The sequence below is a fragment of the Roseomonas fluvialis genome, assembly GCF_022846615.1.
GTDB lineage: Bacteria > Pseudomonadota > Alphaproteobacteria > Acetobacterales > Acetobacteraceae > Neoroseomonas > Neoroseomonas fluvialis.
This window is the reverse complement of sequence record NZ_AP025637.1, coordinates 4,855,071-4,870,779: the sequence shown is the minus strand read 5'-3', so window position 1 is coordinate 4,870,779 and position 15,709 is coordinate 4,855,071. Positions and strand designations below refer to the sequence as shown.

At 70.2% G+C, this 15,709-nt stretch carries 12 protein-coding genes; 5 read left to right on the top strand and 7 right to left on the bottom strand.

Annotated features, from left to right (window positions below):
* Positions 1-97: 97 nt before the first annotated feature.
* From MWM08_RS23310 to MWM08_RS23300, 3 genes are read left to right on the top strand one after another with little or no spacing between them, the layout of a single operon-like run.
* The gene (locus MWM08_RS23310) at positions 98-874 is read left to right on the top strand and encodes an ABC transporter ATP-binding protein (RefSeq protein ID WP_244460018.1); all 777 of its coding nucleotides are present in this window, start codon (positions 98-100) and stop codon (positions 872-874) included.
* Position 875: 1 nt separating this feature from the next.
* On the top strand, positions 876-1,925 hold the full coding sequence (locus MWM08_RS23305; protein ID WP_244408906.1) for an MlaD family protein: 1,050 nt from the start codon (positions 876-878) through the stop codon (positions 1,923-1,925).
* Between the two features lies 1 nt (position 1,926).
* Entirely contained in the window at positions 1,927-2,526 is a 600-nt protein-coding gene (locus tag MWM08_RS23300) for an ABC-type transport auxiliary lipoprotein family protein (RefSeq protein ID WP_244408905.1), read from the top strand.
* A 7-nt stretch (positions 2,527-2,533) separates the two neighbouring features.
* Here the strand turns inward: MWM08_RS23300 and MWM08_RS23295 are convergent, their stop codons facing one another.
* Positions 2,534-3,682 carry a homogentisate 1,2-dioxygenase gene (locus MWM08_RS23295; RefSeq protein WP_244408904.1) on the bottom strand — a complete coding sequence of 383 codons (1,149 nt, stop codon included), beginning with the start codon at positions 3,680-3,682 and terminating at the stop codon, positions 2,534-2,536.
* A gap of 53 nt (positions 3,683-3,735) precedes the next feature.
* On the opposite strand from MWM08_RS23295, the gene MWM08_RS23290 reads away from it, so the two are divergent.
* Both MWM08_RS23290 and MWM08_RS23285 read left to right on the top strand, forming a co-directional pair.
* Positions 3,736-4,200: a MarR family winged helix-turn-helix transcriptional regulator gene (locus MWM08_RS23290; protein WP_244408903.1), complete on the top strand. Its 465-nt coding sequence runs from the start codon at positions 3,736-3,738 to the stop codon at positions 4,198-4,200.
* 199 nt (positions 4,201-4,399) lie between these two features.
* Positions 4,400-5,074: a hypothetical protein gene (locus MWM08_RS23285; RefSeq protein ID WP_244408902.1), complete on the top strand. Its 675-nt coding sequence runs from the start codon at positions 4,400-4,402 to the stop codon at positions 5,072-5,074.
* 65 nt (positions 5,075-5,139) lie between these two features.
* Here the strand turns inward: MWM08_RS23285 and MWM08_RS23280 are convergent, their stop codons facing one another.
* The 6 genes from MWM08_RS23280 to MWM08_RS23255 form a co-directional block, all read right to left on the bottom strand.
* The gene (locus tag MWM08_RS23280; RefSeq protein ID WP_244408901.1) at positions 5,140-7,473 is read right to left on the bottom strand and encodes a xanthine dehydrogenase family protein molybdopterin-binding subunit; all 2,334 of its coding nucleotides are present in this window, start codon (positions 7,471-7,473) and stop codon (positions 5,140-5,142) included.
* 179 nt (positions 7,474-7,652) lie between these two features.
* The gene (locus MWM08_RS23275; protein WP_244408900.1) at positions 7,653-10,802 is read right to left on the bottom strand and encodes an efflux RND transporter permease subunit; all 3,150 of its coding nucleotides are present in this window, start codon (positions 10,800-10,802) and stop codon (positions 7,653-7,655) included.
* 6 nt (positions 10,803-10,808) lie between these two features.
* On the bottom strand, positions 10,809-12,002 hold the full coding sequence (locus tag MWM08_RS23270) for an efflux RND transporter periplasmic adaptor subunit (RefSeq protein ID WP_244408899.1): 1,194 nt from the start codon (positions 12,000-12,002) through the stop codon (positions 10,809-10,811).
* A gap of 93 nt (positions 12,003-12,095) precedes the next feature.
* Entirely contained in the window at positions 12,096-12,929 is an 834-nt protein-coding gene (locus tag MWM08_RS23265) for a universal stress protein (protein WP_244408898.1), read from the bottom strand.
* Between the two features lie 199 nt (positions 12,930-13,128).
* Entirely contained in the window at positions 13,129-14,310 is a 1,182-nt protein-coding gene (locus tag MWM08_RS23260; protein WP_244408897.1) for an MFS transporter, read from the bottom strand.
* Between the two features lie 4 nt (positions 14,311-14,314).
* The gene (locus MWM08_RS23255; protein ID WP_244408896.1) at positions 14,315-15,706 is read right to left on the bottom strand and encodes an FAD-binding oxidoreductase; all 1,392 of its coding nucleotides are present in this window, start codon (positions 15,704-15,706) and stop codon (positions 14,315-14,317) included.
* Between the last annotated feature and the right edge of the window lie 3 nt (positions 15,707-15,709).

Sequence of the window (15,709 nt, the reverse complement as noted above, 5' to 3'; positions counted from 1 at the left end):
CGTGTCCGATGGTCGGAGGGCCGAAGGGCCCGGAGAGCTGAATCGGCCGCGCGAGACCGGCGTGTCCGATGGTCGGAGGGCCGAAGGGCCCGGAGAGCTGAATCGGCCGCGCGAGACCGGCGTACCGTCGGACCCTGTCATCCGGGCCGAGGACCTGGCCGTTGCCTTCGGCGGGCGCACCATCTTCAAGGACGTGTCCTTCGAGGTGCGGCGAGGTGAAATCTTCGTCATCCTGGGCGGGTCGGGCTGCGGCAAGTCCACGCTGCTCAAGGCGCTGATCGGGCTGGTGCCGCTGGCCGCCGGACATGCCTGGCTGCTGGGCGAGGAACTGACGGCGGCAAACGATGCCGCGCGACGCGCGTTGTTGCAGCGCATCGGTGTCATGTGGCAGTCCGGCGCGCTGTTCGGGAGCATGACCCTGGCCGAAAACGTGGAACTGCCGATCGAGGAACACACGCGCCTGCCGCGCCCGGCGCGGGAGGCGCTGGCGCGTTCGAAGCTTGGCCTGGTCGGGCTCGGCGATGCGGCCGGCCGGCTGCCGGCCGAGATTTCCGGCGGCATGGCCAAGCGCGCGGGCATCGCGCGCGCCCTCGCACTCGACCCGCCGCTGCTGTTCCTGGACGAGCCCTCCGCGGGCCTCGACCCGATCACCTCGGCCGGGCTCGATGACCTCATCAAGGAGATCGCGCGCGACACCGGCACCACCTTCGTGGTCGTCACGCACGAACTGCAATCCATCCTGGCGATCGGCGACCGCTGCATCATGCTCGACAAGACCGCGCAGGGCATGATCGCGCAGGGCAACCCGCGCGATCTGCGCGACAACAGCGACCACCCGACCGTGCGCGCCTTCTTCCGGCGCGAGGCCGCCTGAGATGGCACAGGCGGGGCGGTCGTTGTATTTCCGCGTGGGTGTGCTCGTGGTCGTCGGCGCCGCCGTCGCGATCGGCTTCGTCCTGTTCCTGACCTCCGGCTCCCTGCGCGGCGAGCAGACCATCTTCGAGACCTATGTGCGGGAATCGATCGCCGGTCTCGATGTCGGCGCGCCGGTGCGATTCCGCGGCGTGCCGGTCGGGCGCGTGACGGAGCTCGGCCTGGTTTCGGTGGTCTACGGCGCCGTCGCGCGGGATCCGGAGGACACCACCGCGCGCCTGGTGCTGGTGCGGTTCGCGGTCGACCCGGACCGCTACGGCCGGATCAACGTCGCCGCCGCCGTGCGGGCGGGGCTGCGGGTCCGCGTGGCATCCTCGGGAGTCACGGGGCTGGCGTATCTCGAGGTGGATTTCGTCTCCGACCCCGCGCGCTTCCCGCCGATCGAGGTGCCCTGGACGCCGCGTTATCCGGTGATTCCATCGGTCCCGTCCACCATCACCCAGGTGACCAGCGCGGCCGAACGCGTGATGACGCAGCTCGCCGACCTCGACCTGCGCTCGCTGGTCGGCGCGGCGACCGAGCTGGTCGAGGGACTGCGTGACCAGGTCGGCGGCCAGGGCGACCTGGCGACGACGCTCCGCGAGGCCGCCGCCACCATGGTCGCGCTGCGCAGCGTGATCGAGGGTGCGGACCTTGCCGCCACCGTGCGCGAACTGCGCGAGGCGGCGGCGCGCGTGGGTGCCGCGGGGCAATCGGCCGAGGCGCTGCTGGCCAGCCCCGAGATCACCGGCGCCGCGGCCAGCATCGGACAGGCCGCGAACGACCTGCGCGTGGCCGTCGCGCGGCTTCCGGCCGTCATCCAATCCCTCGAACTCGCGCTGCGCACGGTGCGTGGCACCACCGGCGATGCGCAGGCCGACCTTGGCCCGCTGCTGCGCGACCTGCGCGCGACCGTCTCCAGCCTGCGCGACACCGCCGAGCAGCTGCGCCGCAGCCCGTCGCAGTCCCTGTTCGGCGCGCCGCCGCCACCACCGCCACGGGATCGCCGCTGACATGATCGACCGTCGCCTGCTGCTGTTGGTGCCTCTGCTGGCGGGGTGCTCCGTGCTGCCGGACCGCCCCTATGTCGAGACGCGGCGCTTCCCGCTGGAGCCGCGCCGGCCACCGGGCGCCGAGGGGCGCGCGCGCCGCACCCTGTTGGTGCGCACGATCCGCGCCGGCGCGGGGATGGAGACGCGCAACCTGCGCACGCTACGCCCGGACGGCACGGAGAACCTGGACTTCTACGCAGAATGGGCGGCGCCGCCGGCGGAATCGGCCGAACAGGCGCTGCGCCGCTGGCTGATCGATTCGCGGCAGTTTTCCGCCGTGCTCGCCCCCGGGTCGCGCGTGACGCCCGACTACGTGCTCGAAGGCGAGATCACCCAGCTCGCCGCCGTGCAGGGGGAAGGGCGCGCGCGCGCGGAACTGACCCTGGTGCTGGTCGATGAGCGCAATGGCAGCCGGCTTGTCGGCCAAATGGTGAGCAGCGGCACCGCGCCCCTCGCCTCCGGCACCGCTGCGCCGACGCCCGACCAGGCGGCGGAGGCCATGAGCGCGGCGCTGGGCAGCGCGCTCACGTCGTTGGAGCAGGCGCTGCAGCGCTTCACATGAGGGCGCGCTACTCCGCGGCCTTTGCCGGCGCCGGGCCTGCCTTCCAGGAATACGCGTAGTCGCCCCATTCGACGGCGGATGCGGCCTCGCCGATTTCGAGCGCGTCGCGCGTGTCGAGCATCACGGCGTATTCGTCCGTGGCCGCCTTCTTCGGCGTGAAGGCATTGCCCAGCGCCTTGGGGTGCGGGCCGTGCGTGAAGCCGCAGGGGTGCAGCGTCATCATGCCAGCATGGATGTTGTCGCGGCTGAAGAAGTCGCCCGCGTGGTAGAACAGCACCTCGTCGTAGTCGTCGTTGTTGTGGAAGAACGGGACCTTCAGCGCGCCGGGATCGGTCTCGAAGGGGCGCGGGCAGAAGGTGCAGATCACGAAGCGGTTCGCCACGAAGGTGGTGTGGGCGGACGGTGGCAGGTGATAGCGGTGGGACATCAGCGGGCGGATGTCCTCAACGTTCAGGCGCACAGGCGAGAGATCGCCGTGCCAGCCCACCGCATCCAGCGGATTGAACGGGTAGGTCACGGTCGAGATCGCGTTGCGCCGCTTGATGCGCACCGCCCAGTCGCCCTGTCCCTGGTCGCGGAAGGCCTCGTCCAGCTTCGGTGTTTCGAGGATGGCGGGGTCGAAGACCGCGTGCTTGCCGACCATGCCGCGGTCCGGAAGCTGGAAGGTGGAGCCCGTTGCCTCGATCAGCAGGGCGACCGTGGGGGCCGAGCACTCGATGCGCCACATGGTCGATCGCGGCAGCACCACGTAGTCGCCGGCGCGGAAGGGCAGGCGGCCATAGTCGCAGAAGATGTCGCCCGCACCCTGATGGATGAACAGCAGCTCGTCGCCGTCGCCGTTGCGCGCCAGGTGGTCCATGCGCGTCGGCGCGCGCCAAAGGCGCAGGCGCACGCTCGCGTTGAACAGGATGTCCGGCGCGTCCCAGGGCGATGCGTGTTCGGCGTTGATCTTCGCCAGGTCGAATGCCCGCGGGCGCAGCGGTCCGTCCCAGGACGTCCAGCCGGTCGGCGGATGCCGGTGGTACATGTGCGTGGCCGGGCCGAAGAAACCTTCCTTGCCCAGTTCGCGTTCGAAGGTGCCGGCGGGCAGGTCGGCATGCGCCTGGCGCGAGGTCAGGCCCTCGCTGCGGGGGAAGGGGATGTACTGGCGAGACATGGCGTCTTCTCCCGGGCTGGACGTAGGGCGCAAAATGGTTTCAGATGAAACCAATGTCAAGCTTCGACCTCGATGCCTTCCTGCCCTACCGGCTGTCGGTCGCCTCCAACCTGGTGTCGCGCCTGTTCGCGCGGCGCTATGCGGAGGAATTCGGCCTGACCATCGCCGAATGGCGCGTCATGGCCGTGGTCGGCGCGGACGGCACCGCGAGTGCAAGCGATGTCCGGGCCCGCACCGGCATGGACAAGGCCAAGGTGAGCCGCGCAGTGACGGCGCTGCTGGCGCGGCGTCTGCTGCGGCACACACCGCACACCGGCGACCGGCGGGTCGAGCCGCTCGCGCTCAGCGCGGCGGGCCGTGCGATGTTCGAGGCGATCGTCCCGCGTGCCCGCGCGCTGGAGGCGGAACTCGCTGCTGGCCTGGCGCCGGCACAGGCTGCCGCCCTGGAGGCCGCGCTGCGGCACATCGCCGCGCGCGCCACGGCCCTTGGCGCCGATCCCGGCGGCGGGCCGGACTGAACCGGCCGGCGGCTGCGCGCCAGGAATACGACGAATGCTGGCGGTCGTCCGCCCGTGCCACGACACCTGCGTCGCCACCGCCGGCATGAAACGCTTCGCCACGGTGTGACCCGCACGGTTGGCGCGGCGGCATTCCCTCGGCTAGCCTCCGTAACGGACACGGACGGGCGCAGCGCCCGGCACTCGAGGAGGAGCGCAGATGCTCATGCGACGCCTTGCCATGGCTGCGGCCCTGGCCTTCACGGCCTTCGGCGGCACTGCCGCGCTGGCGCAGACCGGCGACCCGTCCTTCAACCTGGTGAATCGCAGCAACCGGGTGATCTACGAGGCCTATGCCTCGCCATCCTCGGACAGCAACTGGGGGCAGGACCGGCTGGGCACCAACGTGGTGCCGGCGGGACGGTCCTTCGTGATCCGCCTGCCGCAGGGCGAATGCATCTACGACGTGCGCGTGGTGTACGACCGGCAGGGCGGCCCGGCCGAGGAACGCCGCAACATCAACCTGTGCAACCTGTCGGAGCTCGCCTTCGATGGCCGCCAGGCGCAGCAGGGCGGGCAGCCGCCGCAGGCGCAGCAGCGTCCGCAGGGCCCGGCCCCGGGCGGCGCCGGCCCGACCGGCAACCCGTCCTTCAACCTGGTGAACCAGGGGCGGCAGACGGTGATGCAGGTGTTTGCCTCGCCTGCCACCGACCAGAACTGGGGGCCTGACCGCCTTGGCGCGGATACCGTCGCACCGGGCGCGGTCTATGCCATCCGCCTGCCGGAAGGCCCGTGCATGTACGATATCCGCTTCGTCTACGACAGCGGGCAGCCGCAGGAACGCCGCAACGTGAACCTGTGCGACGTCACCAACATCACCGTGCCGCTGCAGTAGGCGCACGGACAACGAAAAGGGGCGGCCCCCGCGAGGGAGCCGCCCCTTTTTTGATGCGCGCAGGTTCAGGCGGCGCGTGCTGCCGCCAGCGCCTTCCACACCGCCTCGGGCGTCGCGGGCATGTCGATGCTGGCCACGCCGGAATCGGCCAGTGCGTCGACCAGCGCGTTGATCACCGCCGGCGGCGAACCCACCGCGCCGGCTTCGCCCGCGCCCTTCACGCCCATCGGGTTGGTCTCACACGGCACCTCGATCAGGTCCACATCGATCGGCGGCAGGTCGTCGGCACGCGGCAGGGCGTAGTCCATGAAGGATGCGCTCAGAAGCTGTCCGGACTCGGCGTCGAAGGCGGTGCGTTCCATCAGCGCCTGGCCGATCCCCTGCGTCACGCCGCCATGCACCTGGCCGCGCACGATCAGCGGGTTCAGCGCATGGCCCACGTCATCCACCACGATGTAGCGCGGGATGGCGACGATGCCGGTCTCGGGGTCCACTTCCACCTCGGCCACGTGGCAGCCATTGGGGAAGGTGTGCGCCTTGATCTCGGCGGTTTCCTGCGCGTCGAGCAGCGTGGCCTCCTGGCCCGCCGCGGCGCGCTTCCGCTGCGCGGCCGCCAGTTCGATGATGCCCACGCCGCGGTCGGTGCCGGCCACCGCGAAGCGACCGTCCTTCGGCGTGAACTCGATATCGGCGACCGAGGCTTCGAGGTGTTCGGAGGCGGCGCGCTTGCCCTTCTCGACCACGCTCGCCGTCGTCACCAGGATCGCCTGGCCTTCGGAATAGAGGCTGCGCGCGCCGCCGGTGCCGCCGCCATCGGGCAGGCTGTCGGAATCGCCCTGGCGGATGCGGATCCTCTCGATCGGGATGCCGAGCTCGTGGCTCGTCATCATGGCATAGGCGGTCTCGTGGCCCTGACCGGTGGACTGCGTGCCGACATAGACATCGACGAAGCCGTCATCGGCGAAGCGCACCGCCGCATTCTCGCTCGGGCTGCCGCCGGTGGCCTCCAGGTAGTACGCGAGGCCGATGCCGCGCTTCTTCCCGCGCTTCGCGGCCTCCGCACGGCGTGCCGGGAAACCGGCCCAGTCGATATTCGCCAGCGCGCTGTCCATCAGCCTGGCGAATTCGCCGGAATCGTAGCGCTGCCCCATCGCGGAGACGTAGGGCATGGCCGAGGACGGGACCATGTTGCGCCGACGGATGTCGATGCGGTCGATGCCCATCTCGCGCGCCGCGGTGTCGATCAGGCGTTCGACCAGGTAGTTGCTCTCGGGCCGGCCGGCGCCGCGATAGGCATCGACGGGCACGGTGTTGGTGACCACGCCGATCACCTGCGCGTGGATCGCCTGGAAGTCATAGACGCTGGCCAGCACCTTGGTGCCCGCCCCGGTCGGGATGAAGGGCGCGAAGGTGTTGAGATACGCCCCCATCCCCGCCCAGTTCTTGGTGCGCAGCGCGAGGAACTTGCCGTCCTTGTCGAGCGCCAGTTCGCCGATGGTGATGTTGTCGCGCCCATGCGTGTCGGACTGGAAGGCCTCGGTGCGTTCCGACGCCCACTTCACGGCACGCTTCAGCTCGCGCGCGGCGAAGCAGGTCAGGACGTGCTCGGGGTACAGGAACAGCTTCATCCCGAAGCCGCCGCCGACATCGGGCGTCACCACGCGGAAGCTCTCGGGCGCGACGTTGAAGATGTTCTTGGCGAGGATGTTGCGCACCAGCCAGGAGCCCTGGGTGTTGGTGGACAGCGTCCAATGGGCGCGCCCCGCGTCGTAGTCGGCGAGTGCGGCGCGCGCCTCCATGCTGGCGACCACGACGCGGTTGTTCACCACGCGCAGGCGCGTGACATGCGCGGCGCCCTTGATGAGCGCATCGGCGTTCGCTGCATCGCCCACATGCCAGTCGAAGCACGTGTTGTTCGGCGCACTGGCCCAGACCTGCGGCTGGCCGGGATTCGTCGCGGTCGCGAGGTCGGTTGCGGCGGGCAGGATGTCGTAGTCCACCGAGATCGCCTCGGCGGCGTCGCGCGCCTGTTCGATGGTCTCGGCCACCACGAAAGCCACCGGATCGCCGACATGGCGCACGACGCCTTCGGCGAGCGCACGGCGGGGCGTGTCGGAGCACGGCGTGCCGTCCGCCGACTTCACCGGCGCGAGGCAGGGCATGAAGCCGAGCCCGGCCGCCGCCAGGTCCGCCCCCGTCCAGACGCCGAGCACGCCGGGCAGGGCCTTCGCCGCCGCGGCGTCGATGCCGGTGATCCGTGCGTGGGCATGCGGGCTGCGCAGCACGTAGCCCTGCGCCTGGCCCGGCACCGTCATGTCGTCGGTGTAGCTGCCGCCGCCCTTGAGCAGGCGCGGGTCCTCGACGCGGCGGATGGATTGGCTGAGGCCGAACTTCGCCATGCCCTGGGTCTCCCTTTGGTGTGCTGCCCTGCATCATCTGCGATGCGGGGCGCGTATGGGAAGGGGGGGAGTCCTAGGCTGCCCTCAGACGGCGGGCGCCGGCCATCCGGCCGGCTTGCCTTCGCGCCGTGCACTGGCGCGCCGGGGGTTGCTGATGGTCCAGACGCGGCGCGCCTCAACTATGCGTGCTCGGCCGGTGCCTTGCCGCCCACCATCCGCTTCGCCCGTTCGCGCAGGGACTGGAACACGACATAGAGCATCGGGATCACGAACACGCCGATCACCGCAGCGCCGATCATGCCGCCGAACACCGCCGTGCCCACCGCGCGGCGGGACATCATGGCCGCGCCCGAGGCAAACACCAGCGGCACCAACCCCAGGATGAAGGCGATCGAGGTCATCATCACCGCGCGGAAGCGCAGCCGCGCGCCCATGATGGCAGCATCGCGGATGGACAGCCCTTCCTCGCGTTTCTCCTTGGCGAATTCCACGATCAGGATGCCGTTCTTGGCGGCCAGTGCGATCAGCACCACCAGGCCGATCTGCGCATAGATATCCAGCGGCATCTGCGCCACCCACAGCGCGCCGAAGGCGGCCAGCACGCCCACTGCCACCGACAGCAGCACCGGCACCGGGATGATCCAGGATTCATACAGCGCGACCAGGAACAGGTAGGCGAACATCACCGCGAGCGCGAGAATGTAGACCGTCTGCCCCGAGGCGAGCTTCTCCTGGTAGGCCGTGCCCGTCCATTCATAGCCGTAGCCCGGCGGCAGCACGCGGGCCGAGAGCGTCTCCATCGCCGCCAGCGCATCGCCCGAGGAGATGCCCGGCCGCGGCGCACCGTTGATCGAGATGGCGCGGTAGTTGTTGTAGCGGAAGATGGTCTGCGGCCCGATGCGCGTCTGCACGTCGGCGATCGCGCGCAGCGGCACCATCTCGCCGCGCGCGTTGCGGACATGGATGCGCCAGATGCTGTCGATGTCGCGCCGGTCGGCGGCCTCGGCCTGCAGGTTCACCTGCCAGGTGCGGCCGAACAGGTTGAAGTCGTTGACGTAGAAGCCGCCCAGCGTGGCCTGCAGCGCGGTGAACACGTCCGAGATGCGCAGGCCCAGCGCCTGCGCCTTCTCACGATCCAGGTCGAGGAACAGCGTCGGGTTGGTCGCGTTGAAGGTGGAGAACACCGCCGTCAGCCGCGGGTCCTGGTTGGCCGCGACGATCAGCCCGAGCATCGCGGCACCCAGTTCCGCCGGCGGGCGTCCCTCGTAGTCCTGCAGGATGTATTCGAAGCCGCCGCCGGTCCCCAGGCCGATGATCGGCGGCAGGTTGAAGGCAAAGACATTCGCCGTGCGCACCGCCTGGCCTTCGCCGAAGACGCGCCCGATCGCCGCCTGCACCGACATCGCGGCCGTCGTGCGGTCGGCAAAGGGCTTCAGCCGCGCCACCAGGAAGGCGGAATTGGACTGCGCCCCGCCATCGATCAGCGAGAAGCCGACGATCGCGAGCGTCCCCTGCACCGACGGAATGCCCTTCAGGATCTCCTCGACCTGCACCACCGCCTCCCGGGTGCGGGAGACCGACGCGCCCTGCGGCAACTGCACCTGCACGAAGAAGGCGCCCTGGTCCTCCTGCGGCAGGAAGCCCGACGGCGTAATCTTGGACATCTGCCAGATGCCGAGGAAGAACCCGCCGGTCAGGACCAGCGAGAGCACCGACACGCGCACCAGGCGCGTCACCACGCCGGCGTAGCGGTCGCGCACCCAGTCGATGCCGCGCAGCCAGCGCCCCATGATGCCTGGCCGATGCCCGCCGGCATGGACGTGCGGGCGCAGGAACACCGCGCACAAGGCCGGCGAGAGTGTGAGCGCATTGATCGCGCTGATCACCATGGCGGCGCTGATGGTCACCGCGAACTGGCGGAACAGCTCGCCCGACAGGCCCGGGATGAAGCCGATCGGCACGAAGACCGACAGCAGCACCAGCGTGATCGCGATGATCGGCGCGGTGATCTGCGACATCGCCTTCTTGGTGGCTTCCGCGGGCGTGAGGTGGGGTTCCTCCTCCATCACGCGCTCGACGTTCTCGACCACCACGATGGCGTCGTCGACCACGATGCCGATCGCCAGCACCATGGCCAGCAGCGAGATCGTGTTCGCCGAATAGCCGAGTGCCAGCAGGATCACGAAGGACCCGATCAGGCTGACCGGCACCGCCACGGTCGGGATGATGGTGGCGCGCATGTTCCCCAGGAACAGGAACACCACGATGACCACCAGGATGAAGGCCTCGACCAGCGTCTTGATCACTTCCTTGATCGTGTCGTTCACGAAATCGGAGGTGTCGAAGAAGATGCGGTGGTCCATGCCCTCGGGGTAGCGCGTGCGCATCTCATTCAGCGCGCGGCGCACATTCTCCGCCGCCGTCACGGCATTGGCGCCAGGCTGGAGATAGACGCCCATGGTCACGGCCGGCTTGCCGTCGAAGCGACTTTCCGTATCCATGCTGGCCGCGCCGAGTTCCACGCGCGCCACGTCGCGGACCCGCAGCACAGACCCGTCGGCATTGGCGCGGATCAGGATCTCGCCGAATTCCTCGGGCGTGGAAAGCCGCCCGCGGGTCTCGAGGTTGATCTGGAACTGCTGGTCGTCGGGCACCGGCCGCCCGCCCAGCCTCCCGACCGGCGCCTGCACGTTCTGCGCCTGGATCGCCGCCACCACGTCGGATGGCGTGAGGTTGAGGCTGATCAGCCGGTCCACCTCGAACCAGATGCGCATGGAATAATCCATCGCGCCGAACAGGCTCACCTGGCCCACGCCCTGCACGCGCGCCAGGCGGTCGACGATGTTGATGGTCGCGTAGTTCGACAGGAAGATCGGCGTCTGCGCGCCGGACTCCGAATAGAGGAAGATGAACTGTAGCACCGCCGAGGACTGCTTGCGCACCGTCACACCCTGGCGCTGCACCTCCTGCGGCAGGCGCGCCAGTGCCGCCTGCACGCGGTTGTTCACGTTGACGGTCGCGAGGTCCGGGTTGGTGCCCAGCTGGAAGGAGACGTTGAGGCTGTAGGAGCCGTCATTGGCGCTGTTCGACCGCATGTAGATCATGCGGTCCACGCCGTTCACGCTGGCTTCGATCACCTGCGCCACGGTCTGCTCGATCACGGTGGCCGAGGCGCCGGGGAAGCGTGTGGTGACCGAAACCTGCGGCGGCACGATGTCCGGCAACTGGCTGACCGGAATGCGCAGCATGGCCATTGCGCCGGCCAGCGCGGTGACGATGGCGATGACGATGGCGAAGCGCGGGCGGTCGACGAAAAGGGCGGAGAACACGCGCGATCAGCCCCGGCCCGGCGGCTGCGGCGCGGGCCGTGGCGGCGCGGGTGCATCCACCGGCGCCGGGTTCACCGGCTGCCCGGGCCGCACGCGCTGCAGCCCTTCCACCACCACCGTCTCGCCGCCCTGCAGCCCGCCCTCGATCACCGCGCGTTCGGGAGTGGAACGCCCCAGCGTCACGTTGCGCCGCGTCGCGACATTCCCCTCGCCCACCACGAAGACGAAGGCGCCCTGCTGGTCCTGCAGCACGGCCGCGCGCGGCAGGGTGATGGCCATGACCGGTTCGGCACCCTCGACCGTGACGCTGACGAACTGCCCGTCCACCAGCTCGCGCGGGGAGACGGAGGATGCCTGGCCGTCCACCTGCCGGATGGGGTTCGCGATCAGCGCGCGCACCAGGATCGTGTCGGTGTTGCGGTCGATCTGGTTGTCCACGAAGTCGATCCGGCCGGTCTCGGGGAAGTTCCGCCCGTCGGTGGTGCGGATGCGCACCAGCACGGCGGCCGGCCCGCCGCGCCCCTCGAACCGGTTGCGCAACTCGAGCGCGGTGCGCTGGCTGACCGCAAAGGCCACGCGCATCGGGTCCTGGCTGACGATGGTGGACAGCGTGCCGGCATCCGGCCCCACCACGTTGCCGACCGCCAGCACCGAACGGCCGATCTGGCCGGCGATCGGTGCCGTGATCTCGGTGTAGCCGAGGTTGATCTGCGCCACGCGCACCGCCGCCTCGGCGGCCAGGACGTTGGCGCCCGCGGTGCGCTCCAGCGCCAGGGCATTGTCCAGCGCAACCTGCGTCCCGGTGCCCGACTGCCGCAGCTCGCGCGCGCGCGCCAACGCCACGCGCGCATTCTCGAGCGTGGCATTGGCCCCGGCCAGGTTGGCGCGCGCCTGCTCCACCTGCGCCTCGAAGGGGGCGCGTTCGATCCGGTAGAGCACCTCGCCCTCGCGCACGTCGCCGCCCTCGCGGAACAGGCGCTGTTCCAGGAAGCCAGTGACGCGGGCGCGGATGTTCACGCGGTCGGTCGCCTCGACCCGGCCGACGAATTCGATCGTCTCGGTGATGGGGCGGCGCTCGGCCACCTGCACGCCGACCGCGGGCGGGCCCTGCGGGCCGAACTGCGCTGCGGCGGGAACCGTTGCGACAAGCAGGGCCATGGCCGCGCCCGCCAGGGCGCGCAACGAAGCGAGGGCGTTCATCACAGGCTCATGTCGCGTTGCAGCATGACACGTCAAGCAATGTTACGGTGAACCATGCGCGCAGCACATGGCGCCGCGCCGCCAGGCGCGGGGTCAGTGCGCCACGAAGACCGGGCAGGGGGCGGCATGCAGCAGGCGCCGCGTGGCGGAACCGGTGAAAAGGGTGCGCAGGCCGGTGTGCTCGAAGGCGCCCATTACCAGCAGTGCCGCGGGCATGGCGGCCGCCTCCGTGAGCAGCGCATCGACCGGGCGCGCGCCTTCCACAGCCAGCGCCTCGGCCGCGACGTCGTGGGCGCGCAGGTAACCGGCCGCTTCGTCGGCCATGCGCTGCGCCTCGGCCCGCGTCTCGGCGACCGACAGCACCCTGACCGGCATCTCCCCGGCCAGGCCCAGCAGCGCGAAAAGCTGGATGGCCCGCATCGCCGGGATCGATCCGTCATAACCGACCAGCACGCCGCCGCCCGCGACCGGCGGGCCGGGCGGCACCACCAGCAGCGGGCGCGCACCTTCGTGCAGCAGCGCCTCGATGACCGGCGCCAGGCCATCGGGGCAGTCCTGGAGCCCCAGCGTCGAATCGCGGCCAAGCACGATGATGTCGTGCGCCGCACCGGCCGCGAGCAAGGCGGGTTCGGGCGAGTCGGTCAGGCGAAGCCGGGTGAATGCGGCGTCCCCCGCGGCGGCGGTGCAGGCGGCGAAGGCGGTGTCGGCCTCCTCCTCGGCGCGCTTGGCGCGCGCGGCGTCGCGCCGTTCCTTGAAGGCGGCGGCACCGGCGGGCACCGCCTCGTGCTCGTCGCGCACATGCGGCCAGTCGAGCACGGTCGCGGCGGTCAGCGCCGCGCCGGTGCGGCGCGAGAGGTCGATCGCGAGATCGCGGGCGCGCTGCGCGCCCTCGGTATCGTCCAGCGCGACCAGGATGCTGCGGATCATGCGTGGGCTCCCTCAGTGTCTGTTTGAGAATGCGCCTTTCGGCGCAATCTCAAGGTCCGGCACCGGCCCGCACCCCCACCCCGACCACCCATTCCAGGATACTGACGTGGGTGGCCGGGTGGGGGGTGCGGGCCGGTGCCGGACTCATCAAACAGGCACTCAGGCGTGACATTAGCGGCAATCGCAGGGCGGTTGAAGGTCAGCGCGGGCCGGGCATGCGCAGGAAGGCCAGGGTGCAGGCCACCAGCGCCACCGCGAAGACCATCAGCGCAGCGCCGATGCCGCCCGCCGCGGCCGCCGCGCCGGAGGCGGCCTGCAGCACCGCCGCCCCCCCGAAGAAGGATATGTTCATCGCCGACAGCGCGCGCCCCACGCGTTCCGGCGGCACGGCTGCGCGCACTAGCGCGAAGCAGATCACCTGCAGCGAGATCAGCAGCCCGAAGCCCGCCAGCAGCAGCGCATCCGCCGCGACACCCCAGCCCAGCGCCCCACCCAGCACCATCAGGGAGATCATCGCCGCGCCACCCAGGTGCCCCGCCACCAACAACCCACGCCGGTGCTGCTGGAAGCGGCGTTCCAGCAGCCCCGCCACGGCCGGGCCGATGATCAGCGCGATGGTGCAGGCCAGCAGCACATGGCCGGCCTCGACGCGCGGCAGGCCCTTGACCTCCATCAGCCACGGCCCGCCCCACAGGCCGCGCACGCCGAGCACCGCGGCGAAGGATGCGAAGGCGATCACCACCGGCCCGCGGATCTCACGCGAGAGTGCGAGCGCAATCACGTCGCGCGCATCCTCCGCGACGCTGCGCCGTGCCTGCGCCGGTGCCTGCGTGTCGCGCACGATCGCCGCCACCGCCACCAGCGCACCGAGGGCGAGCACGGCGCAGGCCACATACCCCGCGCGCCAGCCGGCGTGGTCCACCAGCAGCGCCAGCGGGCTGGCCGACAGCAGCATCCCGGTATTGCCGAAGGCCTGGATCACCCCGCCCCACAGCCCGAATTTCTGCGGCGGCAGGTTCTTGGCGGCATAGGTGATGGGGCACATCAGCATCCCCGAACACCCCACCCCCAGCACCACCTGCGCCGCCAGCATCGACCACGGCCCGCTGGCGACTGCCCCCAGCAGCGAGCCGACAGCGGCCACGCCCAACAATGCCAGCGCCGTGCGCTTCACGCCGTAGCGGTCGAGCGCCACGCCCACCGGCAGCATGGCCAGCGCGAAGGCGGCGGGAAAGGCGCCGGTCAGCGCGCCGAGGCCCTCTGCCGAAAGGCCGAGGTCGCGCTGCAGCACGTCGGCCGCCATCGCTGGCACCGTGCGTACGGCGTTGGAGAAGACATGGCCGAGCGCGAGCGCCAGGACGGACAGCCCGAGCAGGTCCAACCCGTCAGTTCCTGAACATCTTGCCGGGATTCATGATGCCGCGCGGGTCGAGCGCGACCTTCACGCTGCGCATCACCGCCAGCGCTTCCGGCCCGTGTTCCTGTTCGAGGAATTCGCGCTTGCCCATGCCGATGCCGTGCTCCCCGGAACAGGTGCCGCCCAGGGCGAGCCCCTGCGCGACGATGGCGCGATCCAGCGCCCAGGCGCGTTCCAGGCCCTCCTGGTCGCCTTCCGGAAACAGGATCAGGCAGTGGAAGTTGCCGTCGCCGACATGGCCTACGATGCAGGAAGTGAGGCCCGAGGCGAGCGCCGTCTCCTTCGCCTGCACCACCGCTTCCGCCAGGCGCGAGATCGGCACGCAGACATCGGTGGTGATGCCCCGGTGTCCGGGCTTCAGCGCCACCGCCGCCCAATAGGCATCGTGGCGCGCCTGCCAAAGCCGGTTGCGTGATTCCGCATCCGTCGCCCAGGTGAAGCCCTGCGCACCGAGATCGGTGGCGATCGCCTCGACCGATTCCGCCTGTTCCTTCACCGAGGCCTCGCTGCCGTGGAATTCCAGGAACAGCGTGGTCAGTGGTGCGAAGCCTTCCAGCTTCGAATAGCGGATGCAGGCCTCCATCTGGTCCTCATCGAGCAATTCGATGCGCGCGACGGGGATGCCGGTCTGCATGACGGTGATGACGGTCTCGACCGCCGCCGCCAGGGTGGAGAACTGGCACACCGCGGCCGACATGGCTTCCGGAATGCCGTGCAGGCGCAGGCGCACCTTGGTGATGACGCCGAGCGTGCCCTCGGAACCGATGAACAGCCTCGTCAGGTCGTAGCCGTTCGATGCCTTGCGCGTGCGGCCGCCGGTTTCGATCACGCGCCCATCGGCCAGCACGACTTCCAGGCCCAGCACGTTCTCGCGGATGGTGCCGTAGCGGACCGCGTTGGTGCCCGAGGCACGCGTCGCGCACATGCCGCCGATGCTGGCGTGGCTTCCGGGATCGACCGGGAAGAACAGCCCCTTGTCGCGCAGGAAGGCGTTCAGCTCCTGGCGCGTCACACCCGGTTCGATGAGGACGTCCATGTCCTCCTCGTTCAATTCCAGCACCGCCTTCATGCGCGACAGGTCGAGCGAGATACCCGCGCGCACCGGGTTCACATGCCCTTCCAGCGAGGTGCCGGCGCCGAAGGGCGTCACCGCCACGCCATGCTGGTGGCACAGCGCGAGGATGCGGCTGACTTCCTCGGTCGTTTCCACGAAGGCGACGGCGTCGGGCAGGGTCGGCGTGGTGGTGTCCTCGCCGCGCGAATGCTGTTCGCGCACGCTGGCGTTGGTGCTGAGGCGATCGCCCAGGAAGGCGCGCACGGCGGCGATGACGGCATCGGCGGGCGATGTCACGGTGTCCATGGG

What these genes read in the sequence shown, in the direction of transcription:
- MWM08_RS23305 (WP_244408906.1), top strand. Translation starts at nt 876, where the DNA reads ATGGCACAGGCGGGGCGGTCGTTGTATTTCCGCGTGGGTGTGCTCGTG.
- MWM08_RS23300 (WP_244408905.1), top strand. Translation starts at nt 1,927, where the DNA reads ATGATCGACCGTCGCCTGCTGCTGTTGGTGCCTCTGCTGGCGGGGTGC.
- MWM08_RS23295 (WP_244408904.1), bottom strand. Translation starts at nt 3,682, where the DNA reads ATGTCTCGCCAGTACATCCCCTTCCCCCGCAGCGAGGGCCTGACCTCG.
- MWM08_RS23290 (WP_244408903.1), top strand. Translation starts at nt 3,736, where the DNA reads ATGTCAAGCTTCGACCTCGATGCCTTCCTGCCCTACCGGCTGTCGGTC.
- MWM08_RS23285 (WP_244408902.1), top strand. Translation starts at nt 4,400, where the DNA reads ATGCTCATGCGACGCCTTGCCATGGCTGCGGCCCTGGCCTTCACGGCC.
- MWM08_RS23280 (WP_244408901.1), bottom strand. Translation starts at nt 7,473, where the DNA reads ATGGCGAAGTTCGGCCTCAGCCAATCCATCCGCCGCGTCGAGGACCCG.
- MWM08_RS23270 (WP_244408899.1), bottom strand. Translation starts at nt 12,002, where the DNA reads ATGAACGCCCTCGCTTCGTTGCGCGCCCTGGCGGGCGCGGCCATGGCC.
- MWM08_RS23265 (WP_244408898.1), bottom strand. Translation starts at nt 12,929, where the DNA reads ATGATCCGCAGCATCCTGGTCGCGCTGGACGATACCGAGGGCGCGCAG.
- MWM08_RS23255 (WP_244408896.1), bottom strand. Translation starts at nt 15,706, where the DNA reads ATGGACACCGTGACATCGCCCGCCGATGCCGTCATCGCCGCCGTGCGC.